The following is a 26,117-nucleotide window of genomic DNA, read 5'->3' on the forward strand; positions in this document are numbered from 1 at the left end:
CTGCTCGGGCGGCCGGGGCAGCAGTATCGAAGGCATGAACGAGGACGCTGCCCGTCCGCCCCGCCCCTGGGCGGCAGCACAGGACGCCCCGCCGCCGCCCCCGCCGGGAGCGGCGCCCACCACCGACCAGGCGAGCCCGCCGCCCGGCGGCGGCACGCCGTTCGCCGGTCCACCACCCGGTGGGTACGCCCCACCGCCCGGCGCCGCCGGCTTCACCACCCGGTACGGCCTGGTACGCCCCCGCGAGGGCCGCTACCTGGCCGGGGTGTGCGCCGCCATCGGCCGGGCCACGAACACCGATCCGGTGCTGTGGCGCGTGCTGCTGGCCGTGCTCGGCTTCTTCGGCGGCATCGGCATCATCGTGTACGTCGCCGGCTGGCTGATCATCCCCGGTGAGGGCGACACCGCCTCCCCGGTGGAGGCCATGCTCGGCCGGGGCCGCTCCAGCATGTCGCCGATCACGGTGATCGTGCTCGGCATCGTGGTGGCGCTCGGCTTCGCCTACGTGGTCACGGACGGGTTCCGGGCGATCCTGCTCGGCGCGGTGATCCTGATCGGCGGCGCGCTCCTGCTCAACCGCGAGCAGCGCGGCCCGGCGCAGCGGCCGGCTCAGCCGGTGCCGCCGCACGGTCCCCCGCCGGGTCCGGTGCCGCCGGTGGCCTGGCCCGCGCCGCCGGCCCCGGCGCCGGGTACGTGGACCGCGGCTCCCCCCGCGGCACCGTGGACCGGCACGCCCGCCGGACCGGCACACCCTGGGGCAGCGCCGTCCGGCGGCCTGCCCGCCGAGCCCGGCTACCCCCCGGCCGGCCGGCCCGAGCCGGGCTATCCCCCGGCGCCCGCCTCCCCGGCGCCCGCCGCCGAGCCGGGCTACCCGCCGGCGTCCTCGCCCGAGCCCGGTTACCCCCCGGCGTCCTCGCCCGAGCCCGGTTCCGAGCCGGGGCACCCGGTCACATCCGACACGGAGCGCGAGCCGGGCCCCTCCGGGCCCGCTACCGGCTACCCGACGCTGCCGGCGCCGGGCTGGCCCGCCGCGGCAGGCACCCGGCCGGGCCCGTCCGAGCCGACGACGGTAGGGATGCGGCACGTGACCGGGCCGGTCGCCGACACCGCCGCCTGGCCCGCGTACGGCGGAGACCCGGCCTGGCCGGGCGCGCGCGACGCCGGTGCCCGGCTGGACGAGCCGGCCGCCGTGCCGCCGCCCGCGCCGGTGGGCGCACCGCTGCCGCCCGGCGGGTACCGGCCGCCGTTCGCCCCGCACGGCCCCTACGCCGGATCGCCGCCCGTCCCGCCACCGGTACGGCCGCCGCGACCGCCGAAGCGGCCCAAGGAGCGCTCGGCGCTCGGCGCGATCACGTTCTCGCTGATCTTCCTGGCGCTCGGCGTGGTGGCGATGCTCGACCTGCTCGACGTCTTCCCGGTCGGTGCCGCCGGCTACTTCGCCGCGGTGCTCGCGACCATCGGCCTCGGCCTGCTCGTCGGCACCTGGTTCGGCCGGGCGCGCTGGCTGATCGCCCTGGGCCTGGTGACCGCGGCGGCGCTCGGCATCGCCACGGTCGCCGAGTCCTACGACCGGGTACGCGGCATCGACGGCAACGTCACCTGGGCCCCGACCGACCTGCGCGACCTGGCGAACCGGTACGAGAACAACCTCGGTGACGCCACGCTCGACCTGCGCGGGATCGACTTCGACAAGCAGGACGTGCAGGTGACGGTCGACGTGAACCTCGGCAACGCGACAGTGGTCGTACCGCCGGACGTCGACGTGACCACGGTGGCCGACGTGAACGCCGGCGACGCCACCGTCTTCGGCCGGAGCAGCGGCGGGCTCGGTGGTCGTCAGTGGGAGACCACCGACGTCGGCGCCGACGGTCCCGGTGGGGGCAAGCTGCGCCTCTTCGTCCACGTGAACGCCGGCAAGCTGGAGGTGACCCGGTGAAGGCACACCGTACCGACGTCGTGTCGTTCGCTTTCGGACTCGTCTTCCTCGGTCTGTCCGTCTGGTGGCTGCTGGCCCGGATCCTCGGTCTCTCCGTACCCCCGGTCGGCTGGTTCCTGGCTGGTGGGCTGGTGCTGATCGGCCTCCTCGGACTGATCGGCGCGCTGCGCTCGGGTCGCGCACCGGAGCAACCCGCGACGCCGCCCACGCCGGACGTCACGGTCTCGGCGCCGTACGGCTCCCCCGCCGCCGGCCCGGAGACGCCCGACGGCACGGGGACGACCGACGGCGCCGACGAGTGGGCCACCGAGGCCACCACGGACTCCGCGGAACCGGCCACCCGCGAACTGCCGGCGCTCGATCCACCGGCCGACGAGGCGGCTCCACAACGCCGTACACCGGGGGATCCGGCCTGACCGCGCCACTGCGGCGCCCTTCGGACGCGGCCTATGCTGGTCGGCGGAGATCTCGCCTCCGCCGGCCGGCCCCGCCCCCGACCATGCCGGAGCCGCCGGTCGGGTCGCCGGAGCCGCCCCGTCCGTTCGCTATCTCGTCAGGAGCCCGTCCGACATGACCCAGTCCCCCGCCGTGCGTGTCACCGGTCCCACCGGTGCGGTCCGCATCGGCGAGCGCGCCGCCCGCACGCTCGTCAGCGAGTTCGCCCGGCGTAACGACCCGAAGGCCGGCCTGCTGGTCGGCGCGACCCCGGAGTCCGCGGTGCTGGCCGCCGCGATCGAGGCACTGCTGCCCGGCGACCGGCTCACCGTGGTGCCGGCGGAGGGCGCCGCGGCGGCCGCGCTGCGCGACCACGTCACCGCGCAGGGCCGCTGGGTCGCCGACCGGGTACGCGTGGTCGACACCCTTGCCGAGGCGGACGCCGCCGCGGTGGTGGTCGTCGCCGAGCCGTTCACCGGCACCGCGGACGAGGCGCGCGTCGCGATCGACGGGCTGGCGAAATACCTGGCCGAGGGCGCGGTGCTGAGCGTCGCCGCGCCGCTGTTCCGCACCGGGGGCGCCGACGGCGAACTGGACCGGCAGGGCGTGCTGCACGGCGTACGCAGCGACCTGGTGCTGCGCAACACCCCGCCGGTACGCGTGCACCACCTGCGGTTCACCCCGGCGCCGGTGGCGCTCGCGGCCTCGCTGTCCCCGGCGTACCGGCCGTCGAGCGTGCCGCTGACCCGGGGCATGCACATCGACTCCAACGGCGTGGCCGCGGCGGGCATCACGCTCGGCCTGGCCGCCCTGGCCCGGGCCGCGCGGCCGAAGTCGAAGCTCTGGCTGCTGCCGGCGCTGGCCGCCGCGCCGGTGGCCGCGTTCTTCCGCGACCCGGAGCGGGACGTGCCGGAGGACCCGTCGGCGGTGGTCGCCTCGGCGGACGGTCAGGTGCTGTCCGTGCAGCGCCTGCAGGACGAGCGCTTCGGTGACGGCGAGTGGCTGCGGATCGCGGTGTTCCTGTCGGTGCTGGACGTGCACGTCAACCGCTCCCCGGTGGCCGGCAAGGTGGTCGACTACTTCGTCGCCGACGGCGGCTTCGTCAACGCCATGAAGCCGGACGCCGAGCACAACGTGGCGGCGTACACGGTGCTGGACACCGACCACGGCACCGTCGTGGTGGCGCAGCGCACCGGGCTGATCGCCCGCCGGATCGTGCAGCGGGCGCCAGTCGGCTCGCTGCTGGCCCGGGGTGAGCGCTTCGGCCTGATCCGGTTCGGCTCGCGTACCGACGTCTACCTGCCGGCCGACGCCGCGGACCCGCTGGTCGGTCCGGGCGACAAGGTGGTCGGCGGCGCGACGGTGATCGCCCGCTGGCGCTGAGCGCCGGACACGAAGAAGGGGCGCCGCTGCAGCGGCGCCCCTTCTGTCGTTCTCGGATCAGGCGGTACGGCGCTGGTGCAGCCAGAGCAGCGGCCCGCTGACCAGGTAGCCCACCACCACGAACGCGAAGGTGAGCCGGATGTCGACGAGCGCGCCGATCACCGGGGCCAGCCAGAGCCACGGCGGCAGCTTCAGCAGCCGGGCGAGCTTCGCGTACGGGAAGCTGGACACCATGGCGAAGGCGAGCAGCGCCACGCCGGCCACCATGACCAGGCCGGGGACCGGCACGCCGATCGCCACGGTCAGGGCGAGCACCGCCGCCGCCATGGTGGTCGGCACGCCGCAGAAGAAGCGGCCGTCCTTCGGCGAGACGTTGAACCGGGCGAGCCGGATCGCCGCGCAGGCGGCGACGAGCGCGCAGGAGACCGCGGCGGCCGCCGGGGGCACCGAACCGGCCAGCGAGGCGTAGACCACTACCGGCGCGGCGAGGCCGAACGAGCACATGTCGGCGAGCGAGTCCATCTGCGCGCCGAACGGGCTGGCCACGCCGAGCTTGCGGGCCAGCGCACCGTCGAGGCCGTCGAACGCGACGCACGCGATCAGGCAGATCGCGGCGAGCTGCACGTCACCGCGCATGGCCAGGAAGATGGCCAGCATGCCGAGCATGAGGCTGCTCAGCGTGCACGCGTTGACGAGCGCGAACTTGGCCCGGCGGGCGGCGGTGCGCTCACCCGGCAGGAGCGGGATCGACATCGCCGGGGACTCGTCGTCGACCGGGGCGGCGGGGGCGAGCGCCGGGCTCACCGGGCGTACCGCTTCGATGTCGGTGTCGAGCCGGCCGTAGCGGATGCGCTGACGGTCGGAGTAACGGTGGTCGGGGGTGACCAGGTCGGTCCCCGAGACGGCCGCGCCGTCCCGGCGGCCCACCCGGACCAGCAGCACCTGGCGGGCGAACGTGCTGCTGCGGCGCAACCTGCCCGCCCAGCGACGCCCTGCGGGGCGCGGACTGTCAGTCGTACGACGCCGGCGCCATGGGGCTCTCGGCACGTTTCCTCCATCACCGGATCGGCTGGCCGCCCACGGCGGGGCGGGTGTCCGGCTGTCTCGTGCCGGACCTTTCGGGTCCGGCAGCCCTTTTGCGGAGTACACCATTGCACAGGGGACAGGGGCTTGGCGATAGCTGCCGGCGGTACTTATATCTCCCTTAACCGCGCGAACCGCCCACTCATTCCCATCTCGGGCCTCAACGCCCGTTTTCGTCGGTCAGCCGTACTTCCGACTGTACCGGAGGTCACCCAGGGCGGCTCGGCGAGCGATTCAGCTCACCCGCTGCCCGGTGGCCCGGGCCGCCACGTCGGTCATCGACAGACCGGCGACCTGCTCCCTGGCGAACCAGGCGGCCCGCGCGGTCGAGCCGCCGGCCAGCTCGGTCACCACCGCGTCGGTCGGCGCGTCCACCCGTACCCGGTAGATCACCCGGACGCCGTGCCAGTCCAGCGGGCGGCCCTCCGGGCCGAGCGCGGCCGGGTTGTGCAGGTTGTCCACGGCGATCAGGTCGACCACCCGGCCCAGCTGCCCGGCCTCCTCGACCAGCTCGCGCAGCAGCCCGGCGGCCGGCTGCTCGCCGTGGTCGGTGCCACCCCCGGGCAGGTGCCAGCGGCCCGCGCCCGGATACCCGTCGGCGATCATGGTGAGCAGCACCCGGTCGGCCGGGTCGGTGACCAGCCCGTACGCGGCGAAGCGCTGCCGGCGGTCGACGGACGGCCCGGCCGGTCCGCCGGGCAGCGCCCGGGGCAGGCCGGTCGGCAGCGGAGTCACCGGCAGGCCGAGCAGCTCGGCGGTGAACGGCATCAGCGCCCGGGTGGCGGCCTCCTCGGGGGCGAACCAGCCGACCTCGTCGCTGCCACCGGCCGGCTCGGGCCGCAGCCGCCCGCCGCGCGCCTCCACCTCGAAGATCAGCCGATCGGTGTGCAGCGCGATCCCCAGGTCGGCGAACGCGGCCACGTCGGCCACCGCGGCCCGGATCGCGCCGGGCGCCACGGTCAGGCCGGTCTCCTCGGCGAACTCGCGTACCACGGTGTCGGCCGGGTGCTCCGCGTGCTCGACGCTGCCACCGGGCAGCTGCCACACCCCCGGGTACGGGCACTTCGCCGAGCCACGCGCCAGCAACACCCGCCCCTCGGAGTCCCGCAGCACCCCGTAGGCCCCGACCCGCCGCAGCTGTTCCACCCCGCACCACTCCCCCGCACCCGAGCGCCCCACTCCGTCGATCATGAGGTTAGCGGTACCGAGGCGGACATTTCGCGCCGTCAACTTCATGATCGCCGGGGTGGGGGCCGGGTGGAGGCCCGGGGTGGGAGGTTAGAGGAGGTGGGCGGCCTGGACTGCTTCGGCCGTCACCTCGGTGAGGCGGTCGGTGGGGAGGGCGCCGAGTTCCTCGCGGCGGAACCAGCGGGCCTCGCAGGTGGAGCCGCCGACGTCGGCCACGGTGGGCGGTGCGGGCTGGTCGACCACCACCCGGTAGAAGGCGCGTACGCCGTGCCAGTCGATCGGGTAGCCCTCCGGGCCGAGCGAGGCGGCGTCCCGGTGACTGGCCACCCCGAGCAGCTCGACCAGGCGGCCGGTCTGACCGGTCTCCTCGACCAGTTCGCGGATCAGCGCCGCGCCCGGCTGCTCGCCGTAGTCGGTGCCGCCGCCGGGCAGGTGCCAGCAGCCGGCGCCCGGATAGCCGTCGGACACCCGGGTCAGCAGTACGCGCTCCTCCGGGTCTGTCACCACCGCGTACGCGGCGAAGCGCTGCGCCCGGTGCAGCCCGTCCGGGCCGGGGACGGCGTAGAACGAGGGGAACTCGGGCACCTCCTCCGGCACGATGTCGTCGGTGGAGGTGGGCAGGCCCAGGGCACGTGCGGTGAACGACCGCAGCGGAAGCTCCCGGGCCTCGTCGAGGGTGAACCAGCGGGCCAGGTCGGTCGGCCGGTCGACCCGCTCGGTGAGCGTCCCGCCCCGGACCGACACGGTGTAGAGCAGCCGGTCGGTGTGGATCGTGATGCGCCGCTCGGGCAGCGCCCGCATGTCGGCGAGCACGTCCTGGAGGCCGGCGACCGCCACCGAGAGCCCGGTCTCGGCCGCGGTCTCCCGGACGACTGTGTGTTTGGGGTCCTCACCGTGGTCGACCGCGCCTCCGGGGAGCGACCAGGTGCCGGGGGTGCCGGAGCGCTCCGATGCGCGGACCAGCAACACTCGGCCGTTTGAATCAGCACAAACTGCGTATGCCGCGATCCTGCGGAGCGGCTCCAGCGAGGTGGTCACGGGAGCAAATTCTCCCCGGAGCGGGTTACCGACATCGAAAAGAGTCAGATTCCTGACTCTTCGCTGGCGTCTCAGGGACGGTTCAGGGTAGGCGTCCGGGCGGTCACCGAGGTCGGCCGCCGCGGCGCGCGGGACCGTTGACACATGACCTTCCCGAACCCCTCCCAGGCCCCGTACAAGCAGCTCCGCCGACCGGTCAGCGACCGCATGATCGCCGGTGTGGCGAGCGGCCTCGGCCGCTACTTCGCCGCCGACCCCACGCTGATCCGGGTGATCTTCGCGGCCGCCACGGTGCTCACCGGCGGGCTCGCCGCGCTCGCGTACCCGATCATGTGGTTCCTGATGCCCGAGGAGCCGGCCGGCGCGCCCGCCTGGCCGCACCCGCCGGGGACCGCGCCCGGGTGGCCGCCGGTCCCGCCGGCCGGGCCGGTCCCGCCGGCTACGCCGGCCGAGCCGCGGACGCCGGGCGGGCCGCAGGCCGGACCGCAGACGCCGCCGGCGGCCTGAGCCGCGTCACTCCCACTCGATGGTGCCCGGCGGCTTGCTGGTGACGTCCAGGACCACGCGGTTGACCTCGGCGACCTCGTTGGTGATCCGGGTGGAGATCCGGGCCACCACGTCGTAGGGCAGCCGGGACCAGTCGGCGGTCATCGCGTCCTCGCTGGAGACCGGGCGCAGCACCACCGGGTGACCGTAGGTGCGCCCGTCGCCCTGCACCCCGACGCTGCGGACGTCGGCCAGCAGCACCACCGGGAACTGCCAGACGCCCCGGTCCAGACCGGCCGCGGTCAGCTCCTGCCGGGCGATCAGGTCGGCCTTGCGGAGCACGGCGAGGCGCTCCTCGTCGACCGCGCCGATGATCCGGATGGCCAGGCCCGGGCCGGGGAACGGGTGCCGCCACACCATCGCCTCGGGCAGTCCCAGCTCCAGGCCGATCGTGCGGACCTCGTCCTTGAACAGCGTGCGCAGCGGCTCGACCAGGGAGAACTTCAGGTCCTCGGGCAGGCCGCCGACGTTGTGGTGGCTCTTGATGTTCGCGGTGCCGGTGCCGCCGCCGGACTCGACCACGTCCGGGTAGAGCGTGCCCTGCACGAGGAATTCCACGTCGCCGTGCGCGGCGATCTCCCGCGCGGCGGCCTCGAAGACGCGGATGAACTCGCGGCCGATGATCTTGCGCTTCTGCTCCGGGTCGGTCACCCCGGCGAGCGCGCCGAGGAACCGTTCCCGCGCGTCGACCACCTTGAGCTTGATGCCGGTCGCCGCGACGTAGTCCTTCTCGACCTGCTCGGCCTCACCGGCCCGCAGCAGACCGTGGTCCACGAACACGCAGGTGAGCTGGTCGCCCACGGCGCGGTGCACGAGCGCCGCGGCGACCGCCGAGTCGACGCCGCCGGAGAGGGCGCAGATGACCTCCTTGTCGCCCACCTGCTCGCGGATCCGGGCGACCTGCTCGTCGATGATGTTCGACGGCGTCCAGGTGGGCGCGATGCCGGCGATGTCGTACAGGAAGCGGGTGAGCATCTCCTGGCCGTGCGCGGTGTGCCCGACCTCGGGGTGGAACTGCACGCCGGCCCGGCGGCCGGCCAGGTCCTCGAACGCGGCGACCGGGGCGCCCGCCGACTCGGCGGTCACGGTGAAGCCCTCCGGCGCCTCGGTGACGCAGTCGCCGTGGCTCATCCAGACCGGCAGGTCGGCCGGCAGGTCGCGCAGCAGCACGCCGGGCTCGGTCAGGCGCGGGCGCAGCGGGGTGCCGCCGTACTCGCGGTTGCCGGTGCGCGCGACGGTGCCGCCGAGCGCCTGGGCCATGGCCTGGAAGCCGTAGCAGATGCCGAAGACCGGTACGCCGGTCTCGAACATGCCGGCGTCGATCTGCGGGGCGCCCGGCGCGTAGACGCTGGACGGGCCGCCGGACAGGATGATCGCGGCCGGGTTCTTCGCCAGCATCTCGGACACCGGCATGGAATGCGGGACGATCTCCGAGTAGACCTTCGCCTCGCGGACACGGCGCGCGATGAGCTGGGCGTACTGGGCTCCGAAGTCCACCACGAGGACGGGGCGAGGCGTGCTCATGTGCGCAAAGCCTACCGACAGTCACCGGCCGCGCGGACGCGCCCCGGCGGTGTGGCGGGGTGAACCTTGCGACGGCCTCCTCACCGCAGGGCGGCGGGGGCGTGCGCGGGGACGGCGGGCCGCCGCGGCGGGACCGGCTCCACCTGGGTGTACGCCGACCCGAGCGCCGGACGCGGGTCCGCCTCGTCCTTGTTCGGCCAGTACGACATGGCCCGCTCGGCCTGCGCGGTGATCGTCAGCGACGGGTTGACGCCCAGGTTCGCCGAGACCGCCGCGCCGTCCACCACGTGCAGCCCCGGGTGGCCGTACACCCGGTGCCAGGGGTCGATCACGCCCTCGTCCGGGGTGGCGCCGATGACCGCGCCGCCGAGGATGTGCGCGGTCACCGGGATGTTGAACGGCTCGGTGACCGCTCCGCCGGGCGTGCCGCCGATCTCCTCGGCGAGCAGCCGGGCCGCGGTGTTGCCGGCCGGGATCCAGGTCGGGTTGGGCGCGCCGTGGCCGGGGCCGGAGACCAGCCGTCCCCGGCGGTAGCGGGTGGTCAGCGAGTTGTCGACCGACTGCATGACGAGTGCGATCACGGTGCGCTCGGACCACCGGCGTACCGACAGCATCCGCGCCGCCAGCAGGGGCTGCCGGACGATGCTGCCCAGCCAGCGCCGGGCGCGGCGGGGACCGCCGTCGACGAGCAGCGACTGGAGCAGGCCCATCGCGTTGGAGCCCTTGCCGTAGCGGACCGGCTCGATGTGGGTCTGCGGGTCGGGGTGGAACGAGCTGGTGATCGCCACCCCCTCGGTGAAGTCGAGGCCGCGCTTCCGGGCCGCGCCGGGCGCCACCGAGGCGCCGAGGATGGCCTCGGAGTTGGTGCGGGTCAGCTCGCCCAGCCGGGGCGAGAGCGCCGGTAGCGCGCCGGTCGCCTTCATCTCGTGCAGCAGCCGCTGGGTGCCGAGCGCGCCGGCCGCGAAGACCACCTGGTCGGCGTGGATCACCTCGCGCCGCTTGCGCAGCCAGGCGCCGGTGCGCTCGGTGTGCACCGCGTACCCGCCGGCCGGGTCGGGGCGGACGGCGGTGACCGTGGTCAGCGGGTGCACCTGCACGCCGAGCCGCTCGGCCAGCCAGAGGTAGTTCTTCACCAGCGTGTTCTTGGCGCCGTGCCGGCAGCCGGTCATGCACGACCCGCAGTGGCTGCACCCGGTGCGGTCCGGTCCGGCCCCGCCGAAGTACGGATCGGCCACCCGCTCGCCGGGCCGCCCGATGTGCACTCCGACCGGCGTCGGGTGGTAGGTGTGCGCCACCCCCATCCGCTCGGCCACCGCGCGGACGGCCTGGTCCGCGCGGGTGTCGATCGGGTACGTGGTGACGCCGAGCATCCGCTTCGCCTGGTCGTAGTGGCGGGCCAGTTCGTCGCGCCAGTCGGTGATGTCCCGCCACTGCGGGTCGGCGTAGAACGCGTCGAGCGGCTCGTAGAGCGTGTTCGCGTAGACGAGCGAGCCGCCGCCCACACCGGCGCCGGAGAGCACCAGCACGCCGCCGCCGGCCTTACGGTCGGCCGAGCGCAGCAGCGTGATCCGCTGGAGCCCGAAGCAGCCGAGCCGGGGCGCCCAGAGGAACCGTCGCGCCCGCCAGGACGTACGCGGGAACTCGTCGTCGGCGAAGCGCCGCCCCGCCTCCAGGACGCCCACCGTGTAGCCCTTCTCGGCCAGCCGGAGCGCGGTGACGCTGCCGCCGAAGCCCGAACCGATGACGAGCACGTCGTAACGCATGAACGCATCATTACCGACCGGTAGCTATGGCGCCAGCGAGTGTTTTTCGCAGATCATGCAGAGCGCTCGATTCGCCGGGATTCCCGCCGCTGCAACCTCCGGCGGCTCCCGGCGCGTCGAACACCACGGGGAGGAACGAACGTGACGAGACGACGCCTGCTGGGCCTGGCCGCACTGGTGGCGGCGCTGCTGGTGGCCACCGGAGCGGTGGTGACCACCCGGCTGGTGGCGAACCGCCCGGCCGCCCCGGTCGCCGGCCCGAGCACCGCGCCGCCGGCCTCACCGACGCCCGCCCCGACCACCGCCAGCCCGACACCCCCGCCCGGCGCCGACCTGAAGGGCCCGCTCAACCTGCTGCTCGTCGGCGTGGACACCCGGGTCAGCATCCCCGGCTGGGAGCCGCACGCCGACGCGGTACTGCTGCTGCACGTACCGGCCGGGCTGGACCGGGCGTACCTGTTCTCGCTCCCCCGCGACCTGGTCGTGGACATCCCCACCTACCCGAAGGCCCGCTACCCGGGCGGCCACACAAAGCTCACCCACGCGATGAGTTACGGCAGCCGGGTGCCGGGCGACAAGCGCAACCCCAGCACCGCCCAGGGGTACGAGCTGCTGCGCACCACCGTCTCCCGCTACACCGGCCTGCGCATCGACGCCGGCGCGGTGATCACGTTCGGCGGCTTCGACAAGCTGGTGGACACGCTCGGCGGGGTGGACCTCTACGTCGACCAGCAGGTCGCCTCCCGGCACCGCCGCCCGGACGGCACCATGCGGACGCTGACCGGCGGCGGCTACACCGGGCCGCAGATGGTCTACCAGAAGGGCACCCGGCACCTGACCGGCTGGCAGGCGCTCGACTACGCGCGGCAGCGCTACACCGCGGGCGGCGACTACACCCGGCAGCGGCACCAGCAGCAACTGCTCCGGGCGCTGGCCCGCAAGATCCTCGACCAGGGCACCGCCCGCGACCCGCAGCGGGTCGAGCAGGTGGTGGCCGCGCTGGGCAAGACCCTGGTGTACGCCGGTGGCGGCCGGAAGCTCATCGACTTCGCGTACGCCCTGGGTGGCCTGCCGGCCGACCGGCTCACGCTCGTCGTGCTGCCCGGCGCCGGGGTGAGCAGCGGCGGCGCCTACCGGGGTGAGCAGCTCAAGCCGCTCGGCCGCGACTTCCTCACCGCGCTGCGCGGCGGACGGGCCGACGCGTTCCTGGCCGCCCACCCGTCGCTGCGCGTCAAGAACTGACGCGCTACAGCGGCTTCGGGGCGGGCGGGCGCTCGGTGCCGTACAGCCACGGGTCGAAGACCTTCGCCAGCTTCTTGCCGGTGATCCGCTCGGCCAGCGCCACGAAGTCGGCGGTGGTGGCGTTGCCGTTCTTCCGCTCCGCGGCCCAGGTGCGCAGGATGGTGAAGAACGCGGTGTCGCCCACCGCCACGCGCAGCGCGTGCACAGTCATCCCGCCCCGGTCGTAGACCGAGCGGCTGAACAGGTTCGCCACGCCCGGCTTGCCCGGCGGCGTACGCCACACCTGCCCGCCGGCGTTCGCGTACTTCTGCTCGAACGTGCGCTGCACCGTGGTCGAGCCGCTGTGCTCCGCCCACAGCCACTCGGCGTACGTGGCCAGCCCCTCGTTGAGCCAGATGTCCTGCCAGCGCTGGATCGACACGCTGTTGCCGTACCACTGGTGGGCCAGCTCGTGCGCGACCACGCCGGTGTTGTCGCCCTGCCGGAAGAAGCTCGCCGAGTAGACCGGCCGGCTCTGCGTCTCCAGCGCGTACCGGATGCGCTCGTCGTCGATCACCACGCCGCCGTACGAGTCGAACGGGTACGGCCCGAAGACGCTCTCCAGGTAGTCGGCGACCTCGATCGTGCGCGCGAGGGACCGGTCCGGCGCGCCCTGCGCCACCTGGGTGGTGACCGCGCTGTAGACCGGCCGTCCCTTGTGCTCCCCGGTGGTGACCCGGAACTTCCCGATCGCCACGGTGGTCAGGTAACTGGCCGTCGGCGCGGTCTCCGACCACTTCCAGGTGGTCCAGGCGCCGCTCGTCGACCTACCCTTCGGCACACCGTTGGAGACCGCCGTCAGCCCCTTGGGGACGGTGATCTCCATGTCGTAGGTGGCCTTGTCCGACGGGTGGTCGTTGACCGGGAACCAGGTGCTCGCCGACTCCGGCTGACCGAGCGCGATCGCCCCGTCGGTCGTGTGCAGCCAGCCGCCCTCGCCCAGCGCCTCGTTCCGCAGCGGCTCCGGCCGGCCGTCGTACCGGATCTCGGCGGTGAAGCCGTTGCCGGAGGTCAGCCCGATGGCCGGGGTGATCACCAGCTCGTCGTCGGTGCGGCTGTGCCGGGCGGCGGCGCCGTCCACTGTGACCGAGCGGACGGTCAGCCCGGCCAGGTCCAGGTTGAACGCGGACAGGTCGGCGGTCGCGGTGGCCCGCAGCGTGGTGGTGCCGCTGAGCTTGTCGGTCTCCGGGTCGTAGCGCACCTTGACCGTGTAGTGCGCGACGTCGTACCCGCCGTTGCCGTAGCGCGGGAAGTACGGATCGCCGGCGCCGGCCGCGCCCGGTGCGAAGCTGCGCGAGGTCGCCGGCGCCGGGCCGGCCGGGGTCGACGGACCCGGGTCCGGCTCGGCCGAACCGCAGCCGGCCACCAGCAGCGTGCCGCAGGTCAGCAACCCGATCCGTCGTCGTGCGCCGCGCCGCGTCATCGCCTCGATCCCTCCCGGGGCCGTTCGGCGGCCCCCGCCCACGGGCCGCTCCGACGCGGCAGCCTACCCAGCGGCGGTCACGCGTGCGTCACGGCAGTCCCGGCGGCGTGCCGCCGACCAGCCAGGCGTCCAGCAGCGCCCGCAGCGGCCGCCCCGACGTGCGTTCGGCGTACCCGACGAAATCCGCTGTGGTGACGTTGCCGTCGCGGTGCTGCGCCAGCCAGCCCCGCAGCACGCGGTAGAACGTCTCGTCGCCCACCGCGCGGCGCAGCGCGTGCACCGCGAGCGCGCCCCGCTGGTAGACCGCGTCGCCGAACATCCCGGCCCGGCCCGGGTCGACTGTGGGCTTCGACCAGTCGGTGGCCGCGTACCGCTCGGCGACTGTCTGCGCCACGGTTCGCCCGCCGTCGTGCTCGGCCCAGAGCCATTCGGCGTACGTGGCGAAGCCCTCGTTGAGCCAGATGTCGCTCCACCGGGCCACCGAGACGCTGTCGCCGAACCACTGGTGGGCCAGCTCGTGCGCGACCACCTCGGTGTTCGGCCGGTCGCCGCGGAAGAACGCCGGCCCGTAGACCGGACGGCTCTGCGTCTCCAGCGCGTACCGGATGCGTTCGTCGGCGACCACCACGCCGCCGTACGCCTCGAACGGGTACGGCCCGAAGTGCCCGGCCAGGAAGTCGGCGACCTCGCCGGTGCGGGCCACCGACGCGGCGGCCGGACCGTCCGCGGGCAGCGCCGCGGCGACGGCGGTGACGATGGGCTTGCCGGCGTGGGTGCCGCTGCTGACCCGGTAGTCGCCGATCACCAGCGTGCTCAGGTAGCTGGCCATCGGCGCGCGCTCGGACCAGCGCCAGGTGGTCCAGCCGCCGCTGGACGTCCGGCCCTCCGGCACGCCGTTGGACAGCGCGGCGAGCCCGTCCGGCACGGTGACCGCGAGGTCGTACGTGGCCTTGTCCGACGGGTGGTCGTTCACCGGGTACCAGGTGCTCGCCGACTCGGGCTGACCGAGCGCTATCGCGCCGTCCGCAGTGGCGTGGAAGCCGCCGTCGCCCAGTTCGGCGTTCGGCAGCGGCTGCGGCACCCCGCCGTACGCGACCTCGACGGTGAACCGCTTTCCCGACGGCAGCCCGCCCGACGGGGTGACGATCAGCTCGGCGCCGTCGTGGCGGTGCTTCACCGCCTCGCCGTCCACCCGCACCCGCTCGACGTCCAGCCCGGCCAGGTCGAGCTGGAACCGGGACAGCCCGCGGGTGGCGGTGACGGTCAGCTTTGCGGTGCCGGTGAGCCGGTCGCTCGCCGGGTCGTAGCGCACGTCCAGCGCGTAGTGGCCCACGTCGTAGCCGCCGTTGCCGGCTCCCGGCACGTACGGGTCACCGGCGTCCGCCGCGCCCGGCCGGAACCCGCTCTCGTCGCCGCCGGTGCATCCGCTCACCGCGAGCGCCACCGCCACCAGCCCTGCCGCCCAGACCCGCCCCCGTCTCACCCGGCGAGCCTAGACGCGCGACGGCGCGGGCGGGGCCGGAACACGTCCGCGCCGCCGCCCGCGCCGTCGTGCGGTGCTCAGCCGATACTCAGCGGTGCTCAGCGGTCGAGGACCAGCCCGACCTTCTGGAACTCCTTCAGGTCGCGGTAGCCGCACTTGGCCATCGCGCGGCGCAGGCCGCCGAAGAGGTTGAGCTGGCCGTCCGGCTCGTCGGCCGGGCCGAACAGCAGCTTCTCCATCGAGCCGAGCGGCTCGCCGGCCACCTCGAACGCACCACGGGGCAGCGACGGGTGGCTGGCCGCGGAGTGCCACCAGGCGCCGCCGGCCGGAGCTTCCTCGCACAGCGACAGCGGCTCGCCGAGCATCACCGCGTCCGCGCCGCAGCCGAGCGCCTTGGCGATGTCGCCGGAGGTCTGCATGTCGCCGTCGGCGATCAGGTGCACGTACCGGCCGCCGGTCTCGTCCAGGTAGTCGCGGCGGGCAGCGGCGGCGTCGGCGATGGCGGTGGCCATCGGCACCCGGATGCCGAGCACCGACTCGGTGGTCGACCAGTCGTCGCCGCCGATGCCCACGATCACGCCGGCCGCGCCGGTACGCATCAGGTGCAGCGCGGTCTTGTAGTCGGTGCAGCCGCCCACGACGACCGGCAGGTCCAGGTCGGCGATGAACTCCTTGAGGTTCAGCGGCTCGTCGGTGGTGGAGACGTGCTCGGCCGAGACGAGCGTGCCCTGGATGACCAGGATGTCCACGCCGGCGTCGAGGATCACCGGGGCCAGCGCCAGGGTGTGCTGCGGGGAGACCCGCACCGCCACCGTCCCGCCGCCCTCGCGCAGCTCACGGACCCGCTCGGCGATCAGGTCGGGCCGGATCGGCTCAGCGTAGACCTCCTGGAGGCGCTTGGTCGCCCGCGCGTCCTCGCCGAGACCGGCCAGCTCCTCCAGGATCTTGGCCGGGTTCTCGTACCGGGTCCAGAGGCCCTCGACGTTCAGTACGCCGAGGCCGCCGAGCTGGCCGAGCCGGACCGCCGAGGCGGGGCTCATGGTGGCGTCCGAGGGGTGCGCGACGCACGGGATGCCGAACTGGTACGCGTCGAGCTGCCACCCGGTGGAGACGTCGTCGACGTCCCGGGTGCGGCGGCTCGGCACGATGGCGATGTCGTCCAGGTGGTAGCCGCGCTGCGCGGTCTTGCCCAGCCCGATCTCGACCACGTCACGCATGGGGGACTCCAGGTGGTTGGGGGTGGTGGGTCAGCGGGTGTGGTAGTTGGGCGCCTCGACTGTCATCTGGATGTCGTGCGGGTGGCTCTCCTTGAGGCCGGCCGCGGTGATCCGGATGAGCTGGCCACGCTGGTGCAGGTCGGCGATGGTCTCCGCGCCCGCGTATCCCATGGCCAGCCGCAGGCCGCCGGTGAGCTGATGGGCGACCTGGGAGAGCGGGCCACGGTAGGGCACCTGACCCTCGACGCCCTCCGGGACCAGCTTCTCGTCGCTGGTCACGTCCTGCTGGAAGTAGCGGTCCTTGGAGTAGGACTTGACCTGGCCGCGCGACTGCATCGCGCCGAGCGAGCCCATCCCCCGGTACGCCTTGTACTGCTTGCCGTTGACGAAGATCAGCTCGCCGGGGCTCTCCTCGCAGCCGGCCAGCAGGCTGCCGAGCATCACCGTGTCGGCGCCCGCGACGAGCGCCTTGGCGATGTCGCCCGAGTACTGGATGCCGCCGTCACCGATCACCGGCACGCCGGCCGGGCGGGCGGCGCGGGCCGCCTCCATGATCGCGGTGATCTGGGGTACGCCCACCCCGGCCACGATCCGGGTGGTGCAGATGGCGCCCGGGCCCACGCCCACCTTGACGCCGTCCGCGCCGGCCTCGACCAGCGCCTTCGCGCCCGCGTACGTGGCGATGTTGCCGCCCACGATGTCGATGGTCACGTCCCGCTTGAGCCGTGCCACCATCTCCAGCACGGCGCGCTGGTGACCGTGCGCGGTGTCCACGATCAGCACGTCCACACCGGCGTCGACCAGGGCGCGGGCCCGCTTGTAGGCGTCCTCGCCCACCCCGATGGCCGCGGCGACCCGAAGCCGGCCCGCGTCGTCCTTGGTGGCGTTCGGGTACTGCTCGCTCTTGGTGAAGTCCTTCACCGTGATCAGGCCGCGCAGCTTGCCGCCCGCGTCCACGATCGGCAGCTTCTCGATCTTGTGCTGGCGCAGCAGGCCGAGCGCGTCGTCCTTGCTCACGCCGACCGGGGCGGTGATCAGCGGGGTACGGGTCATGATCTCGCGCACCGGCGTGGCCGGGTCGGAGACGAAGCGCATGTCGCGGTTGGTGACGATGCCGACCAGCTGCCCCTGCCCGTCCACCACCGGAACGCCGGAGATGCGGTAGCGCCCGCAGAGCGCGTCGACCTCGCGCAACGTGTCGTCCGGGCTGGCGGTCACCGGGTTGGTGATCATGCCGGACTCGGAACGCTTCACCAGGTCGACCTGGAGCGCCTGGTCCTCCACGGAGAGGTTGCGGTGCAGCACGCCGATGCCGCCCTGGCGGGCCATGGCGATGGCCATCCGCCCCTCGGTGACCGTGTCCATCGCGCTGGACAGCAGCGGCACGGTCAGCTCGATGTTGCGGGTGAGACGGGTGCGCGTGTTGACCCGGCTGGGCACGACGTCCGACTCGCCCGGCTGCAGCAGCACGTCGTCGAACGTCAGCCCGAGCGGCACCACCCGGGCCGAACCGGCCGGCAGCTCGGGCAGATGGCCACCCAGCTCCCCGCCGTCGGTGCCGGCCGGGATCTCGGTGCTGGGCGAATTCTCCACGATTGCTCCCCTGAGCTGGTCGAACGGGCTGCAGCGAGGCGGCGCGCGGGGCACCGGCAGGCGCCTGGTGACGGCGCGTCGCCTCATCGTACCCACTGGCCCGTCTGCGCCCGGGCAGCGGCGGGCCCGAGGGTAGGCCGGGCCACAGCACGGGCGGGGGCGGGCTTTCCGGCGGCTCGGGGTCTACGGTGAGGGGGTGCACGACGAGCCCATCGACCCGTTCAACGGCGACCCGGCCGATCCGGCTGCCGGCCTGCACGATCCCGGCGACGACGACGCGCTCGACCCGCTGACCGAGGTCGAGCGCCAGGACGTCCTGGAGGATCTCGCCGATCTGGAGATCTACCAGGCGTTGCTCCAGCCGATCGGCGTGCGCGGCCTGGTGATCGAGTGCGAGGACTGCCGCGAGCCGCACTACTTCGACTGGGACCTGCTCCGCGGCAACCTGCGCCACCTGCTCAACTCGGGGCGTCCCCGGGTGCACGAGCCGGCCTACGACCCGGACCCGGACCACTACGTGAGCTGGGACTACGCCCGCGGGTACGCCGACGGCGTGCACGACACGCTCACCGAGGGCACCGACGACTCCGCGCAGGAGTGATCCCCGCGCGGGTCAGGCGACCAGGCCCGCCCGGAACCCGGCCGCCACGGCGTGCGCCCGGTCGCGCGCGCCGAGCTTGCGGAACAGCCGCCGGGCATGCGTCTTGACCGTGTCCTCGGAGACGAACAGCTCCCGCCCGATCTCCGCGTTGCTCTTGCCCTCGGCCATGCCGAGCAGCACCTGAAGCTCCCGCTCGGTCAGCCCGATCGCGCTGCGCGGCGTCCGCGCCGGCCGCTGGGCCGCACCGGCCCGGGGCGCCTCCGCGCCGTCGGCCGCCGCCGGGTCGTCCGGGTCCTCACCCCGCTGCACGGGCACCACTGTGGGCAGGCCCGCGGCGTCCACCGGCGCCGTCGCCGGCCAGCCGGGCCCACCCTGGGTACGCCCCGGCGCCGCCGGCCGGGTCGGCCCGCCCACCGCCGCCGCGTCCCGGGCGGTGTCGGCCACCCGGTTCCTGTTGCTCCGCCCGGGGGCGGACAGCAGCAGCAGCGCCTTGGCGACCGCGCTGGTCAGGTCGTGGTCGGCGTTCTGAATCAGGCCCCGGGCTCCGGCGCTGATGGTGGCCGCCGCCGACTCCGACTCCTCGGCGCCGAGCAGCAGCACCGCCGCCTGCGGGGCGCGGGCCAGCACCCGCCGGACGAAGCCGGCGCTGTCCGGGCGGGTCAGCGCGGTGTCGGCGAGCACCACGTCCACCGGACGCTCCGCGAGCCGCAACATCACCTCCGGATCGGAGACGGCCGTCCGGACGACGCCGGACAGCCCGAGCCGCGCCGCCGCGGAGGTCAGATGCTGGGCCGCCAATGGTGTCCGAACGCACACAAGAACACTACGCACAGTGGTCTCCTCTCCGACTCAGAGCAGACCATGCGGAGGTGGGGTCGGGAGGGGGTTCCGGGCAATCATCCGAACTTTTCCGACAGATGGGGCATATGCCGCCGAGTGTCCGACGTTTTCGATCACAGATGTGTGAGGCGCGGACCACTCGGGTACCGAGGGGTTCATCCGGAACCGGCATCCCGCGCGGACCGCCGCCCGGTAGCTGGCAACGAACATTCTCCGCGGTGCCGCGCGGGAGGAGGGGTGCTGATGTCGAACGTACGTAGGCTGCCTGGACCGATCGACGAGCTCTGGGACTGGCAGCGGCTCGGAGCCTGCCGTGGCCGCGACAGCGCGCAGTTCTTCCACCCGGACGGCGAGCGCGGCTCCTCCCGGCTGCGCCGCGAAACCGGCGCCAAGTCGGTCTGCCGCGCCTGCCCGGTGCGCGCCGAGTGCGCCGCGCACGCGCTCTCCGTGCGCGAGCCGTACGGCGTCTGGGGCGGGTTCAGCGAGTCCGAGCGGCTGCGGCTGCTCGCGCTCGGCTGGGAGGACCTGGCCGACCGCCGGCAGACCCGGGTGGACATCGCCCGCCTGGAGGCGCGCCTCGGCCGCCCGCACAACACCGCCGTGCCGGACCAGCGCAAGGTCGCCTGACCGGCTCCACGACCCCCGACGCCGCGCCCCGGACCCCGGGGCGCGGCGTCGTGTCGTCCCGGCCCTCGCGTGATCAACACCAGTTCGGCGAAGTGGCCATATCGCGGAGCCACTGATGCCACCACTTCGGGGAGCTGGTGTTGATCTTTCGGGGTGGGGCGGTCGTCAGGTGACCGTGACCCGCACTGTGTGCCAGCCGGTTGCGCCGTCGGGGGCTACCGGGGCGCGCTGTTCCGTCTGGGTCTCGCCCGCCGTGTCGGTCGCCCGGACCTGGAGCGTGTGCTCGCCCGGCGTCGCGTCCCACCGCCAGGACCACTGCACCCAGGTGTCAGCCGACACCGCCGGGGCGAGCGTCGCCTCCTGCCACGGGCCGCCGTCGGCGCGTACCTCGACGCGGCGGATGCCACGGTGCTGCGCCCACGCCACACCCGCCACCGTCACCGGGCCGGCGGCTGGGCGGCTGCGGGGCCGGGGCGTGTCGATCCGGGACTGCGTCTTGATCGGGCCCTGCGCGGACCAGCCGCGCGGCACCCAGTACGCGTCGAAGTCGGCGAAACTGGTCAACTCAAGCTCGGTGAGCCACTTGCAGGCCGACACGTACCCGTAGAGGCCGGGCACCACCATCCGCACCGGGAAGCCGTGCTGGATCGGCAGCGGTTCGCCGTTCATGCCGACCGCGAGCAGCGCGTCCCGCCCGTCGCGCAGCACCGACGTCGGCGTGCCGCAGGTCCAGCCGTCCACCGCGCGGCCGACCACCTGGTCCGCGCCGTCGAGCGGGCCGGCCTCGTCGAGCAGCTCCTTGATCGGCACGCCGAGCCAGCGCGCGTTGCCGATCAGGTCGCCGCCCACCTCGTTGGAGACGCAGGCCAGCGTCACGTACCGCTCGACCATCGGGCGGGCCAGCAGGTCGTCGAAGCTCAGCTCGATCGGGTTGCGCACCCGCCCGTGGATCCGCAGCCGCCAGGTGACCGGGTCCACCTGCGGCACCACCAGCGCGGTGTCGATCCGGTAGAACTCCCGGTTCGGCGTGACGTACGGCGCCAGCCGGGGCAGTGACAGGTCCGCTCCGGCCGGCACCTGCGGGGCGGGCGCCACAGGGGCGGGCAGCGTCACCGCTTCCCGGGCCGCCGACACGCCGCGCCGGCCCGCCAGCCAGTGCCCGCCCAGCCCGGCCACCGCCGCCGCACCGGTGAGCAGCCCGGCGCCACGCAGGAACCGCCGCCGCGACTCCGCGTCGTCGTCGTGCCGGACCGGCTCCCAGCCACCCGGGGTCTTCTCCTCCCCCGCGAGCGCGGCGACCACCGGAGGCGGTGCCGGCTGCGCGGCCGCGCCCCGGCCGGGCCCCAGCGGACCGGCCACGAACGCCCAGAGCGTCAGCGCGCCCAGTCCGCCGCCGACCAGGGAGGGCAGCGCGTCGAACGCGTCCGCGCCGGCCCGGGTCAGCGCGGCGGCGACGCCGAGCACCGTGAACGCGGCGACGCCGGCCAGGCCGATCACCAGCCGCCGGGCCGCCGCCAGGCCGAGCAGCGCCCCGAAGGCGGCCAGCAGCAGCGCCGTCCCGACCAGCAGGGCGATCTTGTCGTACGTGCCGAAGACGTCGATGGCGAACTGCTTGAGCGGCTCGGGCACCAGGTCGACGACGAGTCCGCCGACGGCGACGAGCGGCGCGGACCGGGGACCGGTCAGGACCGCCACGGGTTCGGCGGTGCCGAGTGCCACCACTGCGGCGACGACACCGGCGAGTGCCGCGCGGCGGCGGGAGAGGGTGCTCACGGCATCCAGTCTGGTCGACCCGCCGGGCCGGCTGCCAATTCCGTCAGCGTTCTGTAAGGACATACGCGTCAGGGCACACCACCGGGTCGGCGGTGTGCCCTGACGGCGGGGCGTACTACTCGGTCAGAAGCCCGGGCCGTGCTGGTGGCCGTGGCCGTGGCCGTGCGAGTGGCCGTGCCCACCGCCGGCCGGCTCCGGCTCGGCCGGCTTCTCCACCACGAGGCTCTCGGTGGTGAGCAGCAGGCCGGCGATCGAGGCGGCGTTGCTGACCGCGTTGCGGGTCACCTTCACCGGGTCGATGATGCCGGACTTGGCCAGGTCGACGTACTCGCCGGTGGCGGCGTCGAGGCCGTAGCCCCAGTCCTGGCCGACGACCTTCTGCACCACCACGTAGCCGTCGTGGCCGGCGTTCTGGGCGATCCAGCGCAGCGGCTCGACGAGCGACTTGCGCACGATCGAGACGCCGACCTTCTCGTCACCGGTGAAGCCCAGGTCGTCGTCGAGCGCCGGCAGGATCTGGGCCAGGGCGGCGCCGCCACCCGGGACCGTACCCTCCTCGACCGCGGCCTTGGTCGCGGCGATGGCGTCCTCGATGCGGTGCTTGCGCTCCTTCATCTCGACCTCGGTGGCCGCGCCGACCTTGATCACGGCGATGCCGCCGGAGAGCTTCGCCAGCCGCTCGGCCAGCTTCTCCCGGTCCCACTCGGAGTCGGAGGCCTCGATCTCCTTACGGATCTGCGCGACCCGGTCGGCGACCTCGGCGGCCTGGCCGCCACCGTCGACGACAGTGGTGTTCTCCTTGTCGACCACGACGCGGCGGGCGGTGCCCAGCACCTCCAGGCCGACCTGGTCGAGCTTGTAGCCCAGCTCCGGGGCGACCAGCTCGGCACCGGTGAGGATCGCCATGTCCTGGAGCATCGCCTTGCGGCGGTCGCCGAAGCCGGGGGCCTTGACCGCGCAGACCTTGACGGTCTTGCGCAGCGCGTTCACCACGAGCGTGGACAGGGCCTGGCCCTCGACGTCCTCGGCGACGATGAGCAGCGGCTTGTTGTTCTGGAGGACCTTCTCCAGCAGCGGCAGCAGCTCCTCGATCGCCGAGATCTTCTGGGTGGTGATCAGGATGTACGGGTCCTCCAGGACCGCCTCCTGCGCCTCCAGGTCGGTGACGAAGTTCGGGGAGATGAAGCCCTTGTCGAACTGGAGACCCTCGGTCACCTCCAGCTCGGTGGTGAGCGCGGAGCCCTCCTCGACGGTGATGACACCGTCGCGGCCGACCTTCTCCATCGCCTCGGCGATCAGCTCACCGATGGCGGCGTCCTGCGCGGAGACGGTCGCGACGTGCGCGATCGACTCCTTGCTGGAGACCTCGACGGCCTTGCCGAGCAGCGCCTCGGAGACCTTGGCGGCCGCCGCGTCGATGCCCCGCTTCAGGCCGGTCGGGTTGGTGCCGGCGGCCACGTTGCGCAGGCCCTCACGGACCATGGCCTGGGCCAGCACGGTGGCGGTGGTGGTCCCGTCGCCGGCGACGTCGTTGGTCTTGGTCGCCACCTCCTTGACCAGCTGCGCGCCGAGGTTCTCGTACGGGTTGGTGAGCTCGATCTCCTTGGCGATGGTCACGCCGTCGTTGGTGATCGTGGGCGCACCGAACTTCTTGTCCAGGACGACGTTGCGCCCGCGCGGGCCGAGGGTGACCTTCACCGCGTCCGCGAGGGCGTTGACACCGTGCTCGAGCAGGTGCCGGGCGTCGTCCGAGAAGCTGAGGATCTTCGCCATCAGTATCCCTTCGAAGCGACGTTGCCCCGGCCCGGCGAGCCGGACCGGGGCAACGACACTGATCGGTTGCTTACTTCTCGATGACCGCGAGGACGTCGCGGGCGGAGAGCACCAGGTACTCCTCGCCGGCGTACTTGACCTCGGTGCCGCCGTACTTCGAGTAGAGGACGGTGTCGCCGACCTTCACGTCGATCGGCACGCGGTTGCCCTTGTCGTCGATCCGGCCCGGGCCGACAGCGAGGACGGTGCCCTCCTGCGGCTTCTCCTTGGCGGTGTCGGGGATCACGATGCCCGAGGCGGTGGTGGTCTCGGCCTCGTTCGCCTGGACCACGATGCGGTCCTCGAGCGGCTTGATCGCAACCTTGGTCGCGGTAGTCACGGGCATACCCTCCCGGGTACTTGGTGTCGTTGCCGGCCGGCACGCCGACCAGCGTCAATCTGCCACATGCCACCGGGCGGGGCCGTCGTCGCGGGTGCCGGTCCGCCTGGCGCTCAACCCCCGGGCACGAGGCTCGGGCGTTGGCACCCTCAGGGTGAGAGTGCTAATCGCAGGTTATTCCTCGGCTAGCACTCCGTCAAGGAGAGTGCCAACGCGTCGCCCTCCGTGTCGCGCCGGAACCGGGCCGGGAGAATGAGCGCGTGGATCTCGACCAGCTCGCCGCGCTGCGTACCCCCGAGGGGTCGGCGGCGCTCGCCGCGGCCGAGCGGGTGGCCGGCGGCGACCCGCTGGCGGCGGCGGCCGCGCTGCGCTCGGCCGGCATCCCCGGCGGGCTCGCGGCCGCGGCGCTGACCCAGGCGGAGCTGCGCCGCCGGGCGGCAGGCAAGTTCGGCCCGGTCGCGGCCGGGATGTTCCTCACCCGGGCGGGGCTGGAGCAGGCCACCCGCCGCGTGGTCGCGGACCGGCGCGCCGCGCGGCTGCGCGCCGCGGGCGTGACCACGCTGGCCGACCTGGGGTGCGGACTGGGGGCCGACGCGCTCGCCGCGGCCCGCGCCGGCATCCGGGTGTACGCGGTGGAGGCCGACCCGCTGACCGCCGAGATGGCCGCCGCCAACGCCGAGGCGGCCGGGCTCGCCGACCTGGTGACAGTCGAGTGCGGTGACGCCACGGCGTTCGACGTGAGCGGGGTCGACGCGGTGTTCTGCGATCCGGCGCGGCGGCGGGCCGGCACCGGGCGGCGCGTCTTCGACCCGAACGCCTACTCCCCGCCGTGGGACTTCGTCACCGGCCTGGCCGCGCGGGTGCCGCGCACCGCGGTGAAGGTGGCACCCGGGCTGGACCACGCGCTGATCCCGGGCGGCGCCGAGGCGGAGTGGGTGAGCGTGGACGGCGACCTGGTCGAGGCGGCGCTCTGGTGCGGTGACCTGGCCGAGGTCCCGCGCCGCGCCACAGTGCTGCGCGAGAAGGAAGGGCCCCTTCTTAACGCCTCCGGTAGTAAAAGGGTCCCTTCCTATCACCTAACCGGCACGGGCGCACAGGAGGCGCCGGTGGGACCGGTCCGGCGCTTCCTCTACGACCCGGATCCGGCGGTGGTACGCGCGCACCTGGTCGCCGAGCTGGCCACCGACCTCGACGCCACGCTCGCCGATCCGTCGATCGCCTACCTGTACGCCGACGAGGCCCGGCCCACCCCGTTCGCCCGCTGCCTGGAGATCACCGACGTGCTGCCGTTCTCGCTGAAGCGGCTGCGTGCCCTGCTGCGCGAACGCCGCGTCGGCCGGGTGGAGATCCGCAAGCGCGGGTCGGCGCTGGAGCCAGAGAAGCTGCGCCGTGACCTGCGGCTCTCCGGCGAGACGGCGGCCGACCTGGTGCTGACCCGGGTCGCCGGCGCCCCCACGGTGCTCGTCTGCCGGCCGGTTCCGGCCGGCGGCTGACCCCGGCGCGCGGTTTCGGCTCGCGGTGGGCCGATGACCGGGCTAGCTTGATCCGGTGGCGGGCCCTGGCACTCCGGCGATCGCGTTGCTGAGCAAGCGGAAGATCGCCCACAGCACCCACACCTACGACGTCTCGCCGGACGCGCCGAACTACGGCGCGCTCGTGGCGACCGCGCTCGGGGTGGCGCCGGAGCGCGTGTTCAAGTCGCTCGTCACCGAGGTCGACGGCGGGCTGACGGTGGCGGTGGTGCCGGTGACCGGCGAGCTGGACCTGAAGGCGCTCGCCGCGGCGGCCGGCGGCAAGCGGGCGGCGATGGCGGACCGCACGACGGCCGAGCGGGCGACCGGATACGTCCGCGGCGGCATCAGCCCGTTGGGGCAGCGCAAGCGCCTACCGACAGTCATCGACGCCTCCGCGCTGGCGCACCCGACGGTGTACGTCTCGGCGGGCCGCCGGGGGTTGCAGGTGCAGCTCGCGCCGACCGATCTGGTGGCGCTCACCGGGGCGACGACGGCATCGATCGCCGCCGCCTGAGCGGGCTCGTGACGGTGCGTGTGGGAGCGTTCCCGGAGCGCGCTCTCCCGGCGGTGTCCCGCGGGTGACAACCGCGTTGCTGAATTGTTACCGCCGCCAACAAACTTCTGACCTCGGCAGTCTTGCGGCGCATGGGAGGCGGGGAATACGTTGCCGGACACAACAAAACATCACCACTCCCCCACCTCCGAAAGGACCCTGCA

At 73.8% G+C, this 26,117-nt stretch carries 22 protein-coding genes; 9 read left to right on the forward strand and 13 right to left on the reverse strand.

Features of this window, described 5'->3' with window-relative positions:
• Positions 1-34: 34 nt before the first annotated feature.
• From SM452_RS02035 to SM452_RS02045, 3 genes are all read left to right on the forward strand, one after another.
• On the forward strand, positions 35-1,936 hold the full coding sequence (locus SM452_RS02035) for a PspC domain-containing protein (protein ID WP_463839209.1): 1,902 nt from the start codon (positions 35-37) through the stop codon (positions 1,934-1,936).
• Complete coding sequence (locus tag SM452_RS02040; RefSeq protein ID WP_262015827.1) at positions 1,933-2,352, forward strand: hypothetical protein; 420 nt, start codon at positions 1,933-1,935, stop codon at positions 2,350-2,352. The genes SM452_RS02035 and SM452_RS02040 overlap by 4 nt, the downstream gene beginning before the upstream one ends.
• 154 nt (positions 2,353-2,506) lie before the next feature.
• Positions 2,507-3,754 carry a phosphatidylserine decarboxylase gene (locus tag SM452_RS02045; RefSeq protein WP_355506291.1) on the forward strand — a complete coding sequence of 416 codons (1,248 nt, stop codon included), beginning with the start codon at positions 2,507-2,509 and terminating at the stop codon, positions 3,752-3,754.
• Between the two features lie 57 nt (positions 3,755-3,811).
• On the opposite strand, the gene SM452_RS02050 is transcribed toward SM452_RS02045, so the two are convergent.
• The 3 genes from SM452_RS02050 to SM452_RS02060 form a co-directional block, all read right to left on the reverse strand.
• Positions 3,812-4,726 carry a CDP-alcohol phosphatidyltransferase family protein gene (locus tag SM452_RS02050; RefSeq protein WP_262015825.1) on the reverse strand — a complete coding sequence of 305 codons (915 nt, stop codon included), beginning with the start codon at positions 4,724-4,726 and terminating at the stop codon, positions 3,812-3,814.
• A 345-nt stretch (positions 4,727-5,071) separates the two neighbouring features.
• Entirely contained in the window at positions 5,072-5,983 is a 912-nt protein-coding gene (locus tag SM452_RS02055) for an NUDIX hydrolase (protein WP_402807976.1), read from the reverse strand.
• 132 nt (positions 5,984-6,115) lie between these two features.
• On the reverse strand, positions 6,116-7,063 hold the full coding sequence (locus SM452_RS02060; protein WP_091426217.1) for an NUDIX domain-containing protein: 948 nt from the start codon (positions 7,061-7,063) through the stop codon (positions 6,116-6,118).
• A gap of 144 nt (positions 7,064-7,207) precedes the next feature.
• Here SM452_RS02060 and SM452_RS02065 point away from each other — a divergent pair, with 144 nt between their 5' ends.
• Complete coding sequence (locus SM452_RS02065; RefSeq protein ID WP_355506288.1) at positions 7,208-7,570, forward strand: PspC domain-containing protein; 363 nt, start codon at positions 7,208-7,210, stop codon at positions 7,568-7,570.
• A gap of 6 nt (positions 7,571-7,576) precedes the next feature.
• On the opposite strand, the gene guaA is transcribed toward SM452_RS02065, so the two are convergent.
• Positions 7,577-9,133: a glutamine-hydrolyzing GMP synthase gene (guaA, locus tag SM452_RS02070; protein WP_355506285.1), complete on the reverse strand. Its 1,557-nt coding sequence runs from the start codon at positions 9,131-9,133 to the stop codon at positions 7,577-7,579.
• A gap of 80 nt (positions 9,134-9,213) precedes the next feature.
• A complete protein-coding gene (locus SM452_RS02075) occupies positions 9,214-10,896 on the reverse strand; it encodes a GMC family oxidoreductase (protein ID WP_355506283.1) in 1,683 nt (560 codons plus the stop codon).
• Between the two features lie 141 nt (positions 10,897-11,037).
• Between SM452_RS02075 and SM452_RS02080 the strand changes: the two genes are divergently transcribed.
• Positions 11,038-12,138: an LCP family protein gene (locus tag SM452_RS02080; RefSeq protein ID WP_463839210.1), complete on the forward strand. Its 1,101-nt coding sequence runs from the start codon at positions 11,038-11,040 to the stop codon at positions 12,136-12,138.
• A 4-nt stretch (positions 12,139-12,142) separates the two neighbouring features.
• Here the strand turns inward: SM452_RS02080 and SM452_RS02085 are convergent, their stop codons facing one another.
• The 4 genes from SM452_RS02085 to guaB all read right to left on the reverse strand — a co-directional run bounded on the left by SM452_RS02085 (position 12,143) and on the right by guaB (position 17,893).
• Positions 12,143-13,600, reverse strand: a complete 1,458-nt coding sequence (locus SM452_RS02085; protein ID WP_463839211.1) for a M1 family metallopeptidase — start codon at positions 13,598-13,600, stop codon at positions 12,143-12,145.
• Positions 13,601-13,688: 88 nt separating this feature from the next.
• A complete protein-coding gene (locus SM452_RS02090) occupies positions 13,689-15,083 on the reverse strand; it encodes a M1 family metallopeptidase (RefSeq protein ID WP_463839212.1) in 1,395 nt (464 codons plus the stop codon).
• 98 nt (positions 15,084-15,181) lie between these two features.
• Positions 15,182-16,300, reverse strand: coding sequence for a GuaB3 family IMP dehydrogenase-related protein (locus SM452_RS02095; protein WP_355506272.1), 1,119 nt, complete (start codon positions 16,298-16,300; stop codon positions 15,182-15,184).
• 30 nt (positions 16,301-16,330) lie between these two features.
• The gene (guaB, locus tag SM452_RS02100; protein ID WP_355506270.1) at positions 16,331-17,893 is read right to left on the reverse strand and encodes an IMP dehydrogenase; all 1,563 of its coding nucleotides are present in this window, start codon (positions 17,891-17,893) and stop codon (positions 16,331-16,333) included.
• A gap of 196 nt (positions 17,894-18,089) precedes the next feature.
• Between guaB and SM452_RS02105 the strand changes: the two genes are divergently transcribed.
• The gene (locus tag SM452_RS02105) at positions 18,090-18,494 is read left to right on the forward strand and encodes a DUF5319 domain-containing protein (RefSeq protein ID WP_194801374.1); all 405 of its coding nucleotides are present in this window, start codon (positions 18,090-18,092) and stop codon (positions 18,492-18,494) included.
• A gap of 12 nt (positions 18,495-18,506) precedes the next feature.
• Here SM452_RS02105 and SM452_RS02110 read toward each other — a convergent pair whose 3' ends face one another.
• Positions 18,507-19,325 carry a helix-turn-helix transcriptional regulator gene (locus SM452_RS02110; RefSeq protein WP_355506267.1) on the reverse strand — a complete coding sequence of 273 codons (819 nt, stop codon included), beginning with the start codon at positions 19,323-19,325 and terminating at the stop codon, positions 18,507-18,509.
• A gap of 252 nt (positions 19,326-19,577) precedes the next feature.
• Between SM452_RS02110 and SM452_RS02115 the strand changes: the two genes are divergently transcribed.
• Positions 19,578-19,961 (forward strand): WhiB family transcriptional regulator, encoded by a 384-nt coding sequence (locus SM452_RS02115; protein WP_120574131.1) that lies wholly within the window; start codon positions 19,578-19,580, stop codon positions 19,959-19,961.
• Positions 19,962-20,126: 165 nt separating this feature from the next.
• Here the strand turns inward: SM452_RS02115 and SM452_RS02120 are convergent, their stop codons facing one another.
• The 3 genes from SM452_RS02120 to groES form a co-directional block, all read right to left on the reverse strand.
• Positions 20,127-21,797, reverse strand: coding sequence for a sulfite oxidase (locus SM452_RS02120; RefSeq protein WP_463839213.1), 1,671 nt, complete (start codon positions 21,795-21,797; stop codon positions 20,127-20,129).
• A gap of 60 nt (positions 21,798-21,857) precedes the next feature.
• Positions 21,858-23,507: a chaperonin GroEL gene (gene groL / locus SM452_RS02125; protein ID WP_262013041.1), complete on the reverse strand. Its 1,650-nt coding sequence runs from the start codon at positions 23,505-23,507 to the stop codon at positions 21,858-21,860.
• A 70-nt stretch (positions 23,508-23,577) separates the two neighbouring features.
• Entirely contained in the window at positions 23,578-23,892 is a 315-nt protein-coding gene (gene groES, locus SM452_RS02130; protein WP_018222648.1) for a co-chaperone GroES, read from the reverse strand.
• A 254-nt stretch (positions 23,893-24,146) separates the two neighbouring features.
• On the opposite strand from groES, the gene SM452_RS02135 reads away from it, so the two are divergent.
• Positions 24,147-25,379, forward strand: a complete 1,233-nt coding sequence (locus SM452_RS02135) for a THUMP-like domain-containing protein (protein ID WP_463839214.1) — start codon at positions 24,147-24,149, stop codon at positions 25,377-25,379.
• Between the two features lie 55 nt (positions 25,380-25,434).
• A complete protein-coding gene (ybaK, locus tag SM452_RS02140) occupies positions 25,435-25,914 on the forward strand; it encodes a Cys-tRNA(Pro) deacylase (protein ID WP_355506256.1) in 480 nt (159 codons plus the stop codon).
• Positions 25,915-26,117: the final 203 nt, after the last annotated feature.

The organism is Micromonospora sp. SYSU B005, from assembly GCF_055362685.1.